The organism is Paenibacillus sp. BIHB 4019, from assembly GCF_002741035.1.
Classification (GTDB): Bacteria; Bacillota; Bacilli; order Paenibacillales; family Paenibacillaceae; genus Pristimantibacillus.
In genome coordinates this window covers 7,133,028-7,151,406 of record NZ_CP016808.1, presented here as the reverse complement: position 1 = coordinate 7,151,406, position 18,379 = coordinate 7,133,028, and the positions used below count along the sequence as shown (strand labels likewise).

Genomic DNA, 18,379 nt, shown 5'->3' with positions numbered 1-18,379 from the left:
TTCGAAAAGAATGCAATACGTTGGGGAGGGACAATCGTGGCCGAAAAGCAGCATATTATGATTAAAGGCGTCAAGGAAGGTCTCGTGTTCCTTCTCGACGATAGTTGTGAGCTTGATTTATTGCTTGATGAGCTGCACTACAAGCTCGAGAAAACCCATCAGCAGCTGCTCACCGGCCCGCTCGTACACGTCCATGTCAAGCTGGGAACTAGGCAGCTCGGCGATGAGGATAAAGAACGGATTCGATCGGTCATTCGCGCGCAGGGCAATCTGATTGTACAATCGGTGGAATCGGAGTCCGCGGAAGGCAGCCAGCCGCCGCCGCCGCCGGGCATTCAGCTCATTAGCGGAATTATTCGATCGGGCCAAACGATGGAGCGTGAAGGCGATTTGCTGCTGACGGGGGATGTAAACCCGGGAGGAACGATTATAAGCACCGGCGATATTTATGTGATGGGCGCGCTGCGCGGCGTTGCTCATGCGGGTGTGAACGGACGAACGGATGTTATTATTGCGGCATCGCTGATGCGGCCGACGCAATTGCGCATAGCAGATATCATTAGCAGGCCGCCAGAGGAATGGATGTCGGGCGATCCGGCGATGGAGTTTGCTTTTTTGAATGAGGGAACGATGCAAATGGATAAAATTTCGCAATTATACCGTTTACGCAATAATCCGATTATGTTAAGAGGGGTGTAACTTATGGGAGAAGCGATTGTTGTCACATCTGGAAAAGGCGGCGTTGGCAAGACGACTACGTCCGCTAATCTGGGAACGGCACTGGCTCTGCTTGGCAAGAAGGTATGTATGGTTGACACCGACATCGGACTGCGTAATTTGGATGTTGTTATGGGACTGGAAAACCGCATTATTTATGATCTTATCGATGTGGCAGAAGGCCGCTGCCGCTTGAATCAAGCGCTGATCAAGGACAAGCGCTTTGACGAGCTGTACATGCTGCCAGCTGCCCAAACGAAGGACAAAAATGATGTATCGCCCGAACAGGTCAAAGACATGGTGCTGGAGCTAAAGAAGGAATTTGATTATGTCATTATTGACTGCCCCGCCGGAATTGAACAGGGCTTCCGTAATGCGATTGCTGGTGCAGATCGCGCTATTGTCATTACAACACCAGAAAATGCTGCCGTTCGCGATGCAGACCGGGTAATTGGCCTGCTTGAGAAAGAAGGCATCGCCGCCAAAATCATCATTAACCGCATTCGCCAGAACATGGTGAAGAGCGGCGAAATGCTCGATATTGATGAAATTTGCCAGGTGCTTGCCGTTGATTTGCTCGGTATCGTGCCGGACGATGAGAAGGTTATCAAATCCGCAAATACGGGGGAGCCAACCGTAATGGACCCTTCCTCGCGCGCGGCGATTGCTTACCGCAACATTGCCCGCCGCATTTTGGGCGATATGGTTCCACTCATGCTGCTAGACGAGAAGGCAGGCGCCTTCAAACGGTTCCGCAAGTTTTTGGGAATAGGATGATTGCCTTGTGCTAAATAAATTCAAAAAAATTGACTGGGGTATTATTGCAATCCTGGTCTGTCTGATGGTTATTAGTTTGTTTGTTATCCATAGTGCAACTTTTCATGATACGAATTATGCTGGTTCAGAAAATAAAATGATGATATTTTATGCAGTAGGCTTTTTTATTGCTATTTTTGCCGCATTGTTTGATTATCGTATTTTACTGAAAACCTGGCATGTATTGTACGGATTTGGTGTTACATTGCTCATAATGGTATATTTCTTCGGCTCTGTCATCAATGGAGCGAAAGGCTGGTTTAAGCTCGGCAGCTTTTCCTTTCAACCGGCAGAGATCATGAAAATCTTTTTGATTATCGGTATTGCCTACATCATGGGAAGAAGAAAAGGCGATAGATTAGGCTTTTCTCAAGATTTATTACCGATTGCGGCCTTTTCTTTATTGCCGTTCGCACTTGTAATGATGCAGCCCGATTTAGGAAATGCGATTATTTATTTGGTTATCGTGCTCGGAATGCTGTGGATTGGAAATGTTAAATATAAGCATGTTCTTGTAGGGCTTGCTGTCGTTGTCGGCGGTTTAATCTTGTTCATGACGCTGTTTAATATGTTCAATACAGAAATATATACGTATTTGAAAGAAAAAGAATTAACGCACTGGTACAATCGGATTAATACGTTTATGCATCCTGAGGAAGCATCTGCTGATGCAAGCTATCAATCCCAAAATGCTAAAATTGCAATAGGCTCCGGCGGGCTTACGGGGGATGGCTATCTTCAGGGCGAGATGAAAAATGGAAAGTTCATTCCTTACCCGTATTCGGATTCCATTTTTGCTGTCATCGGCGAGGAGTTTGGGTTTCAGGGGGCAGCTGTATTATTGCTGCTGTATTTCCTGCTCATTTATCGAATTATAATAATCGCCTTCAAATGTCATGATTTGCGGGCCTCCTATATGACGATAGGCATCGCGTCGATGTTCGTATTCCAGATTTTCCAAAATATCGGCATGATGATCGGACTAATGCCGATTACCGGCATCACGCTGCCATTCATCAGTTATGGCGGCACCTCACTGCTGCTGAATATGATTTGTATTGGTATCGTATTCAGTATAAAGGCCCATCAGGAAGTATATGAGCTGGCTGAATAACCACATAAGCTGCTGCTTGGAAGGGCGCTGCCATTCTCTGTGAAGAGAAGGCGGCGTTCTTTTTCTTTTTGCCTGCTGGATTTGCATACTTGTCCGTGTTTCCTCATAAGGATGTAGAAGGAAACAAGCTCTCTGACAAGCGAGAGGGGGAGGAACGGATGATGGATACGAAGGAAGCGGTGCGCAAGCGCCGAGAAGAGAAAATTAGACGATTGATGGAGCAGCCTGTTCGGGATGGATTCATGCAAGAGCGGCTTTCAAGAGTGGAATACAGTGTGCCGGCTGTGCCGCCGTCCTATCCCGTGCTGGATGAGGAGGAGCGGGATCCGGAGAAACTGTGGAAAGAGAGCCCGAATCCTTGGGATGGCTGGACGCAGATACAGGATGATCAGCGAAGCCGGACGAGCCGTATCGATTATCGATACAGAAATGAGCCGGGAGAACCGCCGTATGCGGAACCGCCAAAAGGGGGACGACCACATCCTTTTTTTCGTGAGCTGCGCTGGAAAATGATTGCGGCAGCTGTATTGTTCGCCGGCATATGGGGCTTATACCAGACCGATGAGGAGTGGGCATTGGAGAGCCGAACTTATGTAGCACAGGCGCTTCATGATGAGCTGGATTTTGCAAGTGCGGCCAAGTGGTATAAAGAAACGTTTGCAGGAGCGCCGACGTTTATTCCGATTTTTCAAGAGGAGCAGAAGGAGGCGACGGCTGCCGAAGGGACTGTCAAGCTGCCTATCGTTGCTCCGCTTGAGGGCGGTGCTATCGTACGTACATTTGCCGAGCTGCTGAATGGTGTTGAGCTTGCAGGGTCATCGGAGGAAGCGGTAAATGCGGTGGAGACGGGCAGAGTGCTTGTAGTCTCGGAGCCATCGGATGATGGAGTAACCGTCGTAGTTCAGCATGCGGATGAACGAGTCAGCGTATATGGCAAGCTAGGGTATGCATCGGTTGGCGTGAATGATTGGGTAGAAGCGGGCGACCAGGTCGGGAGCCTGCGCAGAGCAAGCGGCGAGGAACCGAGCCTGCTTTATTTTGCAATTAAGCAAAACGACCGCTATATTGATCCGGTAAGCGTGATCCCGCTTGGTTAAATGGAGGGGCATTCGCTGGTCGGTGCATCCGTTGTTTGTGCTGGTAATGGCGGCCTCGGTATTAACAGGTTATTTTGTCGAGCTGTTTACCTTGTTTTTAATCGTTATTGTCCATGAAGCAGGCCATGTGCTGGTGGCGCGTTATTTTGGCTGGCATATTCGTGAAGTTAAGCTGCTGCCGTTCGGCGGTGTGGCTGAAGTGGAGGATGCGGGCAGCCTGCCGGCAGGAGAGGATGCGCTCGTAGCGATAGCCGGCCCGCTGCAAAATGTATGGATGGGACTAGCTGCCTGGGGTCTCGGCCAGTTAGGGCTGTGGGATTCCGAATGGTCGGCCTATGTCGTTAATGCCAATATGATGATTGGCTTATTCAATTTATTGCCGATTTATCCGCTTGATGGCGGGAAGCTGCTGCAGGCTGCCCTTAGCTATAGCTTGAACTTTTACAGCGTCATGCGCTGGACGGCACGCATCAGCCTTGTGCTTAGCAGCTTGATGATCAGCGTTTCACTGCTGGGGCTGCTGCGTCCCGGCGGCGGCATTCAAATGAATCTGCTCGTCATTGGAACGTTTCTGTTTATGACGAACTGGACCTATAATCGGAGCATCCCGTATTTATTCCTTCGCTTTCTTATGCATCGCGACCAGGTAGCGATCCGTAAAATGGCGCAAGGCGTGCTTGCCAGCCCTATCGTGGTGGATGGCAGGCACTCTGCGGTTTATGCCGTCCGTTTGCTGTGGCGCGAGCGGTATCACCTGTTTTATATTATGGAGCGCGGCTCCAGCATAGCCAGGGTGGCTCCAGAGCAGCGTGTTGTAGATCGTTATTTGCTTGAGCGCAATCCGAACCGGCCTGTTATTGAGCTGCTGCCTTAAGGAATCCAAAAACAGATAAGGAACTGACGCCGCGACTTGTGTTAATATAGAAGAAAACGTGAGAGCTGGCGGGTGATGTTTGAGAGATGAAGCAAATGTTGATGCACAGTGACGGAGAAATGCTTCAAACAGCTGTTTTGCAGGATGGCCGGCTCATGGAATTTTTTATGGAACGGTCGGAGAAAAGCGGCCTCGTAGGCAATGTCTACAAAGGGCGTGTCATTAACGTATTGCCTGGCATGCAGGCGGCATTCGTAGATATTGGCCTTGGCAAAAATGCTTTTCTTTATATAGATGATTTATTGCATCCCAATTTGGAGAAGCAGCCGGAAACAAAGCCCTCGATTGAAGAGCTTGTTCGGCCAGGCCAAGAGCTTATTGTACAGGTGATGAAGGAGCCGCTTGGCGGCAAGGGGGCCAGGGTAACGACCCATTTTACATTGCCGGGGCGCTGGCTGGTGCTCATGCCGCAGGCTGGATATGTAGGCGTTTCGAGAAAAATTGCTGCCGACAGCGAGCGTGCCAGACTGCGCAATGTTGGCGAACAGCTGCTGCAAGGCGAGGAAGGCATCATCCTTAGGACGGCGGCCTCGGGAGAAACCGAGCAGTCGCTTGCCGCTGATGTTGCCCAGCTTCGCGCTATCTGGGATCGTATAATAACCCAGGCAGAGGTAGCCAAAGCACCAATGGGCCTTCATATGGAAGCCGGGCTGCTGCGGCGAATTGTCCGCGATACGCTGGATATGGAAGTGGAAGAGGTATGGATTGATGATGCATCCCGCCTGCAGGAAGCAGCTGCGCTGCTGAGGGAAATGACACCCCAGCTTGAGAAACGGCTCAAGCTGTATGACAAAAATGCCTCGCTTGCGCTTTTTGATGCTTTTGACGTCACTAGGCAGGTCCATGAAGCATTCCAGCCGAATATTCGGCTCGCAAGCGGCGGCTCTCTCATATGGGGAGAGACGGAAGCTTTAACCGTTATTGATGTGAATACGGGCAAATTTACAGGTGCTACGAATTTAGAAGATACTGTTTTCCGCACGAATTTAGAGGCGGCTGATGAGATTGCCCGGCTGCTGCGGCTTCGTGATGTGGGCGGAATCATTATTATTGATTTTATCGATATGGAAAATGAACCAAACCGCGAGCGGATTATGGCACGCCTGAATGAATGGGCAAGGCGGGACCGGACAAAATGCTCGGTCGTTGGCTGGACAAGGCTGGGGCTTATGGAAGTGACCCGCAAAAAGGCGCGGGAGGGTGCGGCGGGCCAGCTGACGGAGCGCTGCCCGTGCTGCGGAGGAAGCGGAAGGAAGTTGCAGGCTTAAGCATGAAACAACATTATGAAGATGGTATGTGCAAATTAAGAAAGCGACCACTGAAGGGCCTCCCTCCAGTGGTCGCTTTTGCTGATTTCAGCAGGCTGCAGCTAATTTGGCTGTTCACCTGCGAGCATAACGCGCAATGACTAATTCACGCGGTGACTAGTGATTCGCATCATTTTAAGCGGATCATTTTTTCATAATCGGAATCCACACTTCGCAGTGGTAATCCTCAGCGCAAGTATCGCCTTCAAAATAAACCTCCAGCTCCGGGCCTCCAGAATGCTCATAGCCAGTTGCGGGAAACCATTCCTGGAATATGCGGCGGAATACGTTTTGAAGCGAATCCGGCAGAGGGCCGGTCGAAGTGAAGATGGCCTATGTAGCCGCAGGAACGGTGCGGGCAATATATTTCTTTTCTGAATCAGCTTCATTAGGCGTCACTTTAGTGGCAATCATATAGGTAAAGGTTTCTTTATCAGGCTGGCCGTCCAGGCAGACACCGATAATAGCCCCGTCTCCTTTGGAATACAGCTCGGCGGGCGCATCGCTATGGTTGAATGCCTCCCATAGTTTAGGGATGTCGATGAAATTTTGTCCGTTCTTACAGCTTACTTCATAGGACAAGCCGACAATTTGAAAAGCTTCTTTTTCCACGATCCGATAATCCATGTCCTTGTCTCCTTTCAATGATAGCTGGAATGAAATGCGGGGGAATGCTTTCAATGAAACGCCCAGTGCTCTCGCTTTCGACGGCGAGATGCCATGAATGCGGCGAAACGCCTTGGAAAAGGATTCTGGGGAATCATAGCCGTATTTTAAAGCAACATCTACGACTTTAATGGTGCTTGACGTCAGCTCCTGTGCCGCGAGTGTCAGCTTGCGCCTGCGAATATATTCCGCTACCGTCATTCCCGTCAGCATGTGGAACATCCGCTGAAAATGGAATGGCGAAACATAGGCGGCTTTGGCGATTTCGGCGATGTCGAGGCGCTCCTCCATTTTTTGCTCCATGAGGTCGAGCGCATCTTTCATTCGAAGTATGGCATCCATGCCGCAAAACCTTCCTTTGCTTTTAAATGGTAGCATGAACGATGTACCGTCTGCCTGTCATTGCGTGCTCGCTTCAGACAGATGCTTCTGCATAAAAAGCGTTCGATAAGACTGGCCTCATTATACAAAATTAAAATTATTGGGACAATAAAGCGGGGAAAATCGTTTTGCTGCTAGACATTTGCGGAGAATAGAGGTTGCTTGATTCTATTTTGTATGCTAAAATGTTCAAGTATGTCTGATTGTTATATACAGCGGACTTGCAGATACCGCTCCGATCGGGTACAAGCAATAGCAGCCCATGCTGCCATTCACCTGGATTAGGCGAGTCTTCGACAATAAGGAGGTGCACTCACAATGTTCGCAATTATCGAAACTGGCGGCAAGCAATACAAAGTTCAGGAAGGCGATGTGCTTTTCATCGAAAAACTGAACGCCAATGCAGGCGAAAGCGTAACGTTTGATCGCGTGTTGGCTGTATCCGGTGCTGACGGTCTTGTAACTGGTACTCCAGTTATTTCCGGCGCTACTGTTTCTGCTACTGTTGAAAAACAAGGCAGAGGCCAAAAGATCATCGTTTACAAATACAAAGCCAAAAAGAACTACCGTCGTAAGCAAGGTCATCGTCAACCGTACACAAAAGTAACGATCGGCAAAATCCAAGCGTAAGAGGATTATTATGATCACGGTTACGATTGTACGAAATGCTGACAAGCGGATTACATCGTTTAAGATTAAAGGTCATGCGAAGTATGCGAAGCACGGCAAAGACATCGTCTGCGCTGGCGTATCGGCTGTATCAGTCGGTACGGTCAACTCGATTGAAGCTCTGGCAGAGGTGAAGCTTCCTTATGCAATGGACAATGGATGGCTATCATCGGATATTCCGGTTATAGCTGATCAGGAAACCGCTCATAAGGTGCAGCTGCTGCTGGAGTCGATGATCGTGATGCTTAATACGATTGCAGAGTCCTACGGAAAATATGTTGTGATTAAACAACAATCTCTTGAATGAGGGAGGGAAATCTCATGTTGAAACTGAATCTTCAGCTTTTCGCTTCGAAGAAAGGTGTAGGTTCCACAAAGAACGGACGTGACAGTCAATCGAAGCGTCTTGGCGCTAAACGTGCTGACGGTCAAACCGTATCTGCTGGAAGCATCTTGTTCCGTCAACGCGGAACAAAAATTCACCCAGGAACTAACGTAGGCATCGGCAAAGACGATACGCTTTATGCGAAAGTCGAAGGCGTTGTAAAGTTTGAGCGTTGGGGACGCGATCGCAAAAAAGTGAGCGTGTATCCAGTGGACCTGGCTCCAGTAGCCGCAGCAGTAGAAGCATAATAGCAGCAAATGCCCCGGCCTCGCGTGTAGGCCGGGGCATTTGCTGCTTAAAGACCTATCGGCTAATGCAGCGACATGTTATACTGAATTAGCTGGGAAACATGCGGGAGAAAGTGGGATCAATGAATGGATCGCATTAAATCGGCAAAGCACATCGCGGCTTTTTCTATTGTGCTACCGGCTGTGGCTATGCTTGTATGGCCTTCGTCAGTCTGGCTGCTTGTGCTTTTCATGCTTTGGTTTGCGGCTGCTGCAGCCATCTGGATTCGCTCGGAGCGGCGTGAGCATGCGAAGCAGCTCGCGCTTACGATACACAGCCTGCAGGCCGCGGGGATGAGGACGCTTAACCATCATCGGCATGACTGGATGAACGATCTGCAAGTGCTATATGGCTACACACGGATGCAGAAACCGGATAAAACGGTGGAATATGTGGAGAAAATAAGGGCAAAGATGCTTACGGAGAGCCAAATTTCAAAGCTTGGGGAGCCGGCGCTCGTCAGCTACATCCAGGGCTTTCGTACACTGACAAGCTCGCTTGAGCTGAAGGTGGACATTGAGCAGGATTTGAATTTAGTTGAACTGCCGCTTGCCAGCACCGAAATCTCCGAAGCATTGATTGGCATAATGAATGGCTATCGTCTGGCGGTTAAGCCTGGTTTTGGCGAAGTCGCCGTACTTACGCTGGCACTGGATTGGGACGGGCAGCAGCTCCACGTTGCTTTCGATCTGGAAGGCGAGCTAATTGACGAGCAACAATTGAAGGATCAAATAAAACAGCAGTTGAAAGGCGCGGCTCTGCAGGCGGTCGATATTGAACATCCGCAGGAGGAAATACGGCTTAAGGCGGAAAAGCGCGCTTGAACGGGGGCACAACATGTTTGTGGATAAAGCGAAAATATTTGTAAAAGGCGGCAACGGCGGCGACGGCATCGTCTCCTATCGTCGTGAGAAATACGTACCGGAGGGCGGGCCTGCCGGTGGCGATGGCGGTAAAGGCGGAAATATTATTTTTCGCGTAGATGAAGGCTTGCGCACGCTGATGGATTTCCGCTATCAGAAGCATTTTAAAGGCGAGCGCGGCGAGCGCGGCAAAGTGAAGAGCATGCATGGTGCAGGTGCGGATGATATGATCGTACGCATTCCTCCCGGCACGATCATTATTGACGATGACTCGCAGGAAATCATTGCCGACATGACACGCCATGGCCAGGAAATTATTGTAGCAAAGGGCGGACGCGGCGGACGCGGCAATACTAGGTTTGCAACGATTAACAACCCGGCTCCGGATATTGCCGAGACGGGTGAAGAAGGCCAAGAACGCTGGATTGTGCTTGAGCTTAAGGTAATGGCAGACGTAGGTCTAGTCGGATTCCCAAGCGTAGGCAAGTCCACCTTGCTGTCGGTCGTATCCGGGGCCAAGCCTAAAATCGGCGCGTATCATTTTACAACGCTAACGCCGAATTTAGGGGTTGTAGACGTTGGTGATGACCGCAGCTTTGTAATGGCGGATTTACCGGGATTAATTGAAGGCGCGCATGAGGGCGTAGGTCTTGGACATGAGTTTTTACGCCATGTCGAGCGTACTCGCGTAATCATCCACGTGCTGGATATGTCCGGCTCTGAGGGGCGCGATCCGTTTGAGGATTGGCTGCAAATCAATGAAGAGCTGGTGCTCTACAATGAGAAGCTGGCCGACCGTCCGCAAATTATTGCGGCTAACAAGATGGATATGCCGGAAGCGGCCGAGCACTTGGAGAAGTTCAAGCAGCAGCTGGAGGAAGTGCGCGGCGAGAAGGAATACCTCATTGTGCCGATGTCTTCTTTGACGAAGCAGGGTGTTCAGGAGCTGTTGTACAAGGCGATGGATACGCTGGAGTCGGTTCCTGACGAGCTGGAGATCGAAGAAGTGAAGGATGTTACGGAGCGCAAGGTGTTTACGTTCGAGAAACGCGAGGAATCCAGCTATACGATTCGCAAGGAGAACGAGCTGTACGTAGTCGAGAGCGAAAGCATCGAGAAATATTTGAAGCGTATGAAGGTCACTTCGTATGACTCAGTCATGCGTTTTGCCCAAATTATGCGGAAAATGGGTGTTGATGCAGCGCTGCGCAAGCATGGCGCTAAAGATGGCGACACGGTGCAAATCGGCGATTTCACCTTTGAATTTTTCGAAGGCAGCGACTATATGGCTTAATCGAATATTGGCACAAGGAGACGGCGCAAGCCGTCTTTTTTTATGTGCTCCATGAGCTTTATTTTCAGAAAATAGCGCTAAAGCTGTTACAACCTGCTCAAAAAGGTGTAATAGCTATACAGAGCAACATATTGATTCGGCGCAAATGAGGCATATGCAAGTAAAGAAAAGTGTTAGGAGGTATGCTGAATCAGTAGAAAGCATGGTTTAGGCAGCCGAAGCTGCGATGCCAAGGAAAATAGCAGTTGAAGGGATGTTTAACGTAATGAAAAGAAGCAAAGTACTCTCCTTAATTACGATGGTGAGTATTTCCGTATGGCTTGGTGCTTGCAGCGATGAGGCGGGGGATGGAGGTAGCGGGGCCCCAGCTTCAGTGGACCAGACATGGCCCGGGATGGCAGCAGCCGATCAACAAGAAGCGCTTTCGGAGCCGGAGGCAGACGAGCTGCCAGCGAGCAGTGAACCGACTTCGGCTATTGCGAGACCGGCTGAGTTGCCAAGCGATTTTCCGATTCCCGATGATGCTGTTTTCGTGACTGCCTCGAATTCGGTAAATGAGGGCAAAAAAGTGATACTGCTCAATTTTACGACGAAAAAGTCGATGGATGAGCTTGCTGACCTTTATCAAGCTTATGCGATAGATAAAAAGCTGGAAGACGGCAGTGTGACGTTTGCGGATTCGAAGCTTATGATTGAGGGCTCGATCGATAAAACACATTCCATTTGGCTGTTGGGCACGACACTTTCAGAAGCTGGCGTTTCACAAATTACGGTGACCTGGTCGGAAAATTGACTGCGTTGAGGAGCAGCTATGAGGCCTGGCTGAAACCATGACATGGATATATTTGGGAATGGTGAATGCTGGCCGTCTTCTTCTTTATGTGGTAATATTGCTTTTGCTTGCCTTTAATGAGCTTAACGATTTTACTGTCATGTTTATTTTAAACAGGAAGCTGCCGCTGTCATGAGAATTTTCATATGAAATGAGAGGATGTTATAACATGAAAAAAAATAGATGGTTTTCTTTATTGTCAGTTGTTATTATAGCGGGTGTCGTAAGCGCCTGCGGCAATAATGCTGCTGGTGGAACCAATACAGCTCCACAGGAAACAGCGAGCGTAGCGCCGGGAAATACTGCGGAAAGCGCAAGCCCTGGAGCGGAAGCGACGCCAAGCGATGCTGCTGCCTCACCAGCTCCTTCAGATGAGGGTAAGACAGAAACAAAGGGTGACGGAGAATCGTCTGCAAGCGCAAGACCCGATTATTTGCCTGCCGATTTCCCGATTCCCGATGATGCGGTTATTATAAATTCGACTGAAAATATCGATAACGGCAAAAAATCGGTTTTGCTTGTTTTCAAGACGAAGGAAGGCTTCGACAAGCTGGGCCAATCCTATAAAGATTATGTAAATGAAAAGAAGCTGGAGGACGGCGCCCAGACGATCGATGATAAAAATATTATTATTCAAGGCACGATTTCCGGCTCCGAATTTATTTCAATCATCGGCGGTAAACTAGCTTCAGAAGAAGGAGTTTCCGAGCTGACTGTAAGTTGGACAGAGCAGTAGGCCGCGCTGCATGCGCGCCAGACGCTTTGCCGCGATAACGGCCCGTTATAAGTAATTGAATCCGTTCCCTGCGAAGCTTGCCTTTGCAGGGAACGTTTTTTTTTGAATACTATTCCCGTTTAAAAGCGGATTATCATTTAAACCTATTGCCCCAGCCTTATGATTCCGCTATAATGTCCTTTATAGAAGAACAAATGTCTTTTTAGGGGGGACGGAAGTGACGCAGCGGTATTTTGCTGTACGGGAGGATATGCTGCCGGAAGCCATTCTCAAGACATTGCAGGTAAAGGAAATGCTTGCCAGAGGCGAAGCGGCAACGGTGCATGAGGCAGCCGAGAAGGCGAACCTGAGCAGGAGCGCTTTTTATAAATATAAGGATGGCGTTTATGCGATGCATCAGATTAACCGTGAGCGGCTGGTGACGATTTCTATGGAGCTTGAGCATCGTTCGGGCGTGCTGTCAAAGGTGCTGTCGCTCGTGGCGACGCATGAAGGCAATGTGCTGACAATGAACCAAAGCATTCCCCTGCAAGGACTTGCCCATGTGGTCATTTCAGTTGACGTTTCCCAGCTCAGCGGGGATTTGGACTCTTTAATGGATGTTATTCGCAGCCAGCAGGGCGTACGTAAAGCCGCCGTAATCGGGCAAGGCTGATGAAATAGAACGTTATTTTATTGAAGGATAAATGGAGGGAATCATATGAAACCAATTAAAGTAGGTTTATTAGGGCTTGGAACAGTAGGAACAGGTGTCGTCCGCATCGTGGAAGGACATCAGGAGGATCTGCAAAGCCAGACCGGTTCGGCAATTGAAATTGCGAAAGTGCTGGTCAGCAACAAGAGCAAAGCGCGCGACATTTCGATCGACCCGTCCAAGCTGACAGAGGACCCTTGGGAAATTATCCACAATCCGGATATTGATGTGATCGTCGAAGTAATGGGCGGAATTGAACAGACGAAGCAATATATTATTGAAGCTTTATCGCGCGGCAAGCATGTCGTGACTGCCAATAAAGATTTGATGGCGCTGCATGGAACGGAAATACTGGCTGTTGCTCAGGAGCACGGCTGCGATGTGCTTTATGAAGCGAGCGTAGCTGGCGGCATTCCGATTATCCGCACTTTGATCGAAGGCTTTTCCTCCGACCGGATAACTAAAATTATGGGTATCGTTAACGGCACGACGAACTATATTTTGACGAAGATGAGCCAGGAAGGCGCTTCGTACTCCGATGTGCTTAAGGAAGCCCAAGCGCTCGGCTATGCGGAGTCCGATCCGACCTCTGACGTTGAGGGACTGGATGCTGCTCGCAAAATGACGATTTTGGCGACGCTTGGCTTCCGTGCCAATGTGGCCTTGGAGGATGTATCCGTTCAAGGGATTTCATCGGTCAGCCGTGAAGACATCCAATATGCGAAGCGTCTAGGCTATGAGCTTAAGCTGCTTGGCATCGCAGAGCGTCAAGATGACGAATTCAGCATTAGCGTACAGCCAACGATGGTTAAGCATTCGCATCCTATCGCGTCAGTCAATGGCGTATTCAACGCCGTATATGTTCATGGCGAAGCGGTTGGAGAAACGATGTTTTATGGTCCGGGCGCTGGCGGCATGCCTACGGCTACATCGATTGTTGCCGATCTCGTTGCCGTTGTGAAAAACTTGAAGCTTGGCGTTAACGGCAAGCAAAACATTATGACCTATAAAGAGAAGAAGCTCAAAACCGATGAGCAAATCTCCTCAAAATATTTCCTGCTTCTCCATGTAGCAGATCGCGCAGGCGTTCTAGCGCGCATTACTCAAGTATTTGCAGACTTTGAGGTAAGCTTGGAGTCGGTTCTGCAACAGCCGAATCCTGTCAATCCAGAAGCGGAAATTATCGTCATTACGCATGATGCGAATAAAGCAGCGATGCAGAAGGTATTGCAAACCTTTGAAGAGCTGGATGTTATCCGCAAGGTGAAAAGCGTGTATCGCGTTGAAGGTTAAGCCAACACTAGCAATCGAAGGAGCTTTATAACGTTATGAATAACCGTCGTGTAATCGTAAAGGTGCCTGCGAGCACTGCTAATTTGGGTCCAGGCTTCGATACGCTGGGCATGGCGCTTTCCTTGTATGCCTGGGTTGAAATGTCGGCTGCTGAGCATACGGTTTTTCGCTTGTACGGAGACGAAATGACAGGTATCCCTGAAGATAAGTCAAACTTGATTTATAAAGTGGCGCAGCTTGTATTCAAGGAAGCGGGCGTACAAGTACCAGAGCTGGATATTGCGATGTACAGCAATATTCCGCTTACACGCGGACTTGGCAGCAGCGCTTCAGCCATCGTTGGTGCGCTGGTTGCCGCCAATGCGTTAATCGGCAGTCCGCTGTCGGATGATAAACTGTTTCAGATGGCAACCGCGCTGGAGGGCCATCCGGATAATGTAGGCGCGTCGCTGTTCGGCGGCATTGTCGTATCCGCTTGGCGGGATGGAGAGCGGGCCGATTATGTTCGCCTGGAGCCGCATGAGAAGCTGGAGGCGCTCGTTGCGATTCCCTCCTTCCAGCTGTCTACGGAGAAGGCGCGCCATGCGCTGCCGAAACAAATCAGCATGCAGGATGCGGTCTTTAACGTGAGCCGCAGCTCGCTGCTCGTTGCGGCTCTTGCCAGCGGCGAGCTTGGGCTCATTCGCCATGCGATGCGGGATCGCCTGCATCAGCCCTACCGGGCAGCGCTTATTCCCGGCATGGCTGAGATTTTGGCCAATGCAGCCGATTATGGCGCGCTGGGGGCCGCTTTAAGCGGCGCAGGCCCGACGCTGATCGCTTTTGTAGAGTCGGACAGCCCGCGCAAGCAGGAGCTGGAGCATTTTCTGCTGGAGACGTTGAAGCAGGAAGGAATTGAAGCCCAGACGCTATGGCTGAAGCCATGTGCGGAAGGACCGAACGTGACTATAGAGCAGGCAAAGGCTGGCACAAAATCGCTGGGTTTGCTTGAGCGGATTAGAGGAGAGGCCGTATGAGTACGACGAAGTCAGTTGCTTTGCTGCCGGCGGGCTCTGTATCAGACGAAGCGGCACGGCAGCTTTTTGCAGGAGAAGAAGTAGAGTGGAAGCATCATCGGCTCATTGCCGATGTGTTTCTGTCGACGGTTAAAGGGGAAAGCGGCTATAGCATTATCCCGATCGAGAACACCATTGAAGGCTCGGTTAGCCTGCATATGGACTGGATGGTTCATGAAGTGGACTTGCCGATTCAGGCCGAATGGGTATATCCTTCGATACAAAATTTAATCGGCCGGCGTTCGGAGCTGACGAATGAGTATGGCGCCGTAGATTATTCCCGTGTGAAGAAAGTAATCAGCCATCCCGTTGCTATGGCGCAGTGCTTGCAATTTCTCAGAAGCGAAATCCCTCATGCTGAGACGGAGCATGTCGGCAGTACGTCTGAAGCGGTGCGTATCGTACGCGACAACCCGGGAGCAGGCTGGCTGGCAATAGGTACTTCAAGAGCGGCGGCGAACAATGAGCTGGATATTTTGCAGGCGAGCATTACCGACCACAGCAACAACTATACGCGGTTTTTGCTCGTTGGCGAGCAGCCCTACACGGCGCGGCATTCTGATTTCAAGAAGACGAGTATTTTGGTGAATTTGCCGGATGACTATCCAGGTGCGCTGCATCAGGTGCTGTCAGCGTTCGCATGGCGCCGCATCAATCTGTCGCGGATTGAATCGCGTCCGACGAAGAAGAAGCTGGGCAATTCTTATTTTTATATCGACATTGAGATGTCGCTGGATACGGTGCTGCTGCCAGCAGCGATTGCTGAAATTGAAGCGATCGGTTGTCAGGTGCGCGTGCTTGGTTGTTATCCAAGCTTTACGTACGAGCAGCTTCAGCAGCAGTCGAATGGGTAACTTAAGAGGTATGCGGCAAGCTGCCGCATGTCCATACTGGGTGTAAGATTAGTTCAAACGGCAGGATTAGGCCGATGGTCTTATATTTTGCTAATAGCGAGACGCACAGCTTCTGGGAAGCTGGCTGCGGCTCGCTATTTTTTTTTCAAAGTTGGGGACACCTGCCCATGTGCTGCATAGGATATAAAGATTGATAGCAAGCATGCATGCACGGCAGCAATCATGCTAGTTATTTAAAGAACGTGACAGGAGGTTGTCGGCAAGTGAAAATTTATGTAGTGAAGAAAGGCGATTCCCTCTACTTAATCGGTCAGAAGCACAATGTTACGGTTGAGGAGATTTTGAAGCTTAATCCTTCCATTACGAATCCAGACGTCATTGAGGTGGGGATGAAAATTAAAATCCCGTCTTCTTCCCATGAAACGGGTGGAATGGACATTATGCACCAATACGTGGTGAAGCAGGGGGATACGCTGTGGAAGCTGTCCAAAGCATGGGGAGTTCCGCTCGCCGATATGATCAAAGCGAATCCACAACTTAAAAATCCCAATGTGCTCATGACGGGCGAAATCGTCAATGTGCCTAAAGCGGGCCATATGACGACTACGCCGTCTACAGGAACGGGAACTGCAGCAGGAATGGGGACGACGGCAGCGGGAACAGGCGGTCATACAGGACATCATGCTCTTCATCCGCTGTCGGTCATGCAAGGCGTACAGCAATGGGTTGGCGGTAAAAAGCCGACAGGGCAAATTCCTGGCAAAACGCCAACTGCGCCAGTAACCGGAAAAACGCCAACCGCTCCGATTCCGAAGACGCCAACTGCGCCAATAACGAAGACACCAACCGCTCCTATTGTGACACCTACGTTACCAGAGGAAAAACCTGTACCGCAGCCAAAACCGCTGCCGATTGAGAAGCCAGTGGAGAAAAAGACGTACCCGGTTTATTCCCATCATCAGCAAAGCGTTGACTTGTTTATGCAATACGGTACGCCTGCGGTAGAAGCTTCATCGACTTACCCGACAACAGTTGTATCTCCCGCTGCAACGGCTCCTTCTTTGCCGCAATACGGAGGCTACAGCATGCCTACAATGGTATCACCTGCACAAACAGGCGGTTACGGTCATTGGCAGCAGCCAACTATGGTCAGCCCTATGAGCCAAGGAGGAGGCTATAATCCGTGTCCTCCTGGGATGTATCCGATAGGCGGTATGAGCAGTGGCTACGGCTATGGCGGAATGGTATCGCCGGCAGAGACGCAAGGCTACGGCTATGGCGGAAAGGTATCACCGGCAAGCACGCAAGGCTATGGCGGAATGGTATCGCCAGCAGAGACGCAAGGCTATGGCGGAATGGTATCACCGGCAGAAACGCAAGGCTACGGCGGAATGGTATCGCCAGCAAGCACGCAAGGCTATGGCGGAATGGTATCGCCAGCAGAAACACAAGGCTACGGCTATGGTGGAGCCGTATCGCCGGCAAGCACGCAAGGCTATGGCGGAATGGTATCGCCGGCAGAAACACAAGGCTACGGCTATGGTGGAGCCGTATCGCCAGCAAGCACGCAAGGCTATGGCGGAATGGTATCGCCAGCAGAAACACAAGGCTATGGCTATAGTGGAGCCGTATCGCCAGCAAGCACGCAAGGCTATGGCGGAATGGTATCGCCAGCAGAAACACAAGGCTACGGCTATAGTGGAGCTGTATCGCCGGCAAGCACGCAGGGCTATGGCGGAATGGTATCGCCAGCAGAAACACAAGGCTACGGCTATAGTGGAGCTGTATCGCCGGCAAGCACGCAAGGTTATGGCGGAATGGTATCGCCGGCAGAAACACAAAGCTACGGCTATGGTGGAGCCGTATCGCCAGCAGAAACGCAAGGCTACGGCTATAGTGGAGCCGTATCGCCAGCAAGCACGCAAGGCTATGGCGGAATGGTATCGCCGACAGAGACGCAAGGCTACGGTGGAGCTGTATCGCCAGCAAACACACAAGGCTATGGTTATGGCGGAATGGTGTCGCCAATCGGCAACAACTGCAATGGCTATCCCGTCTCAGCATTTCCTCCGTTCCCGCCTTACGGATATTATCCTATGCAAACCGCAGGGGTTGAGTCACAAAAGCCATGCAATTGCGGCTGCAAGGATAAGCGCGAAGAGGATGAGCAAGTAAAAGAAACAACGACAATCAATGTGAAAAACGGCAAAAACAATGCGCAGCGCAAATCCAATAAAAAAGCGGTAATTCGCACCGTTGCCCCTCGTTCAAGAACAAGCAAGCAAAACAGCAACCCTTGGATTAGCCGCTAGCCGCTAGTTTTTCAAATTAATAAGTTAATAGAAAAGCACCTTTTCTCCATAACGGAGAAGAGGTGCTTTCTG

Annotated in this window: 18 protein-coding genes and 1 pseudogene; 18 read left to right on the top strand and 1 reads right to left on the bottom strand. The window is 50.2% G+C overall.

The annotated features are described in order from the left end of the window. Positions 1–33: 33 nt before the first annotated feature. The 6 genes from BBD42_RS30985 to BBD42_RS30960 all read left to right on the top strand — a co-directional run bounded on the left by BBD42_RS30985 (position 34) and on the right by BBD42_RS30960 (position 5,946). The gene (locus BBD42_RS30985; RefSeq protein WP_481855997.1) at positions 34–699 is read left to right on the top strand and encodes a septum site-determining protein MinC; all 666 of its coding nucleotides are present in this window, start codon (positions 34–36) and stop codon (positions 697–699) included. A gap of 3 nt (positions 700–702) precedes the next feature. Continuing rightward, on the top strand, positions 703–1,494 hold the full coding sequence (gene minD, locus BBD42_RS30980; protein WP_046229380.1) for a septum site-determining protein MinD: 792 nt from the start codon (positions 703–705) through the stop codon (positions 1,492–1,494). 7 nt (positions 1,495–1,501) lie between these two features. Beyond that, positions 1,502–2,647 (top strand): FtsW/RodA/SpoVE family cell cycle protein, encoded by a 1,146-nt coding sequence (locus BBD42_RS30975; RefSeq protein WP_099521293.1) that lies wholly within the window; start codon positions 1,502–1,504, stop codon positions 2,645–2,647. Between the two features lie 158 nt (positions 2,648–2,805). Beyond that, a complete protein-coding gene (locus BBD42_RS30970; RefSeq protein WP_081418972.1) occupies positions 2,806–3,744 on the top strand; it encodes a M23 family metallopeptidase in 939 nt (312 codons plus the stop codon). After that, positions 3,737–4,618, top strand: coding sequence for a M50 family metallopeptidase (locus tag BBD42_RS30965; RefSeq protein WP_099521292.1), 882 nt, complete (start codon positions 3,737–3,739; stop codon positions 4,616–4,618). Before BBD42_RS30970 ends, BBD42_RS30965 begins: the two co-directional genes overlap by 8 nt. Positions 4,619–4,704: 86 nt before the next feature. Further along, a complete protein-coding gene (locus BBD42_RS30960) occupies positions 4,705–5,946 on the top strand; it encodes an Rne/Rng family ribonuclease (RefSeq protein ID WP_172455683.1) in 1,242 nt (413 codons plus the stop codon). Between the two features lie 183 nt (positions 5,947–6,129). On the opposite strand, the pseudogene BBD42_RS30955 reads toward BBD42_RS30960, so the two are convergent. Next, positions 6,130–6,993: pseudogene (locus tag BBD42_RS30955) on the bottom strand (AraC family transcriptional regulator). A 357-nt stretch (positions 6,994–7,350) separates the two neighbouring features. Here BBD42_RS30955 and rplU point away from each other — a divergent pair. The 12 genes from rplU (at position 7,351) to BBD42_RS30895 (ending at position 18,307) form a co-directional block, all read left to right on the top strand. Continuing rightward, the gene (gene rplU, locus BBD42_RS30950) at positions 7,351–7,662 is read left to right on the top strand and encodes a 50S ribosomal protein L21 (RefSeq protein ID WP_056039921.1); all 312 of its coding nucleotides are present in this window, start codon (positions 7,351–7,353) and stop codon (positions 7,660–7,662) included. A 10-nt stretch (positions 7,663–7,672) separates the two neighbouring features. Continuing rightward, complete coding sequence (locus tag BBD42_RS30945; RefSeq protein ID WP_099521291.1) at positions 7,673–8,008, top strand: ribosomal-processing cysteine protease Prp; 336 nt, start codon at positions 7,673–7,675, stop codon at positions 8,006–8,008. A gap of 14 nt (positions 8,009–8,022) precedes the next feature. After that, positions 8,023–8,334 carry a 50S ribosomal protein L27 gene (gene rpmA, locus BBD42_RS30940; RefSeq protein WP_046229372.1) on the top strand — a complete coding sequence of 104 codons (312 nt, stop codon included), beginning with the start codon at positions 8,023–8,025 and terminating at the stop codon, positions 8,332–8,334. Positions 8,335–8,460: 126 nt separating this feature from the next. Continuing rightward, entirely contained in the window at positions 8,461–9,198 is a 738-nt protein-coding gene (locus tag BBD42_RS30935; RefSeq protein ID WP_099521290.1) for a Spo0B domain-containing protein, read from the top strand. 13 nt (positions 9,199–9,211) lie between these two features. After that, a complete protein-coding gene (obgE, locus tag BBD42_RS30930) occupies positions 9,212–10,531 on the top strand; it encodes a GTPase ObgE (RefSeq protein WP_099521289.1) in 1,320 nt (439 codons plus the stop codon). Positions 10,532–10,796: 265 nt separating this feature from the next. Continuing rightward, positions 10,797–11,324, top strand: coding sequence for a hypothetical protein (locus BBD42_RS30925; protein ID WP_099521288.1), 528 nt, complete (start codon positions 10,797–10,799; stop codon positions 11,322–11,324). A gap of 208 nt (positions 11,325–11,532) precedes the next feature. Next, complete coding sequence (locus BBD42_RS30920; RefSeq protein ID WP_099521287.1) at positions 11,533–12,099, top strand: hypothetical protein; 567 nt, start codon at positions 11,533–11,535, stop codon at positions 12,097–12,099. Between the two features lie 217 nt (positions 12,100–12,316). Continuing rightward, positions 12,317–12,754, top strand: coding sequence for an ACT domain-containing protein (locus BBD42_RS30915; RefSeq protein ID WP_056039935.1), 438 nt, complete (start codon positions 12,317–12,319; stop codon positions 12,752–12,754). A gap of 45 nt (positions 12,755–12,799) precedes the next feature. Next, positions 12,800–14,086, top strand: a complete 1,287-nt coding sequence (locus BBD42_RS30910) for a homoserine dehydrogenase (RefSeq protein WP_099521286.1) — start codon at positions 12,800–12,802, stop codon at positions 14,084–14,086. Between the two features lie 35 nt (positions 14,087–14,121). Next, positions 14,122–15,102, top strand: a complete 981-nt coding sequence (gene thrB / locus BBD42_RS30905) for a homoserine kinase (protein WP_099521285.1) — start codon at positions 14,122–14,124, stop codon at positions 15,100–15,102. Further along, positions 15,099–15,995, top strand: a complete 897-nt coding sequence (gene pheA, locus BBD42_RS30900) for a prephenate dehydratase (protein WP_099521284.1) — start codon at positions 15,099–15,101, stop codon at positions 15,993–15,995. The genes thrB and pheA overlap by 4 nt, the downstream gene beginning before the upstream one ends. A gap of 263 nt (positions 15,996–16,258) precedes the next feature. Next, the gene (locus BBD42_RS30895; RefSeq protein ID WP_172455682.1) at positions 16,259–18,307 is read left to right on the top strand and encodes a LysM peptidoglycan-binding domain-containing protein; all 2,049 of its coding nucleotides are present in this window, start codon (positions 16,259–16,261) and stop codon (positions 18,305–18,307) included. Positions 18,308–18,379 lie beyond the last annotated feature (72 nt).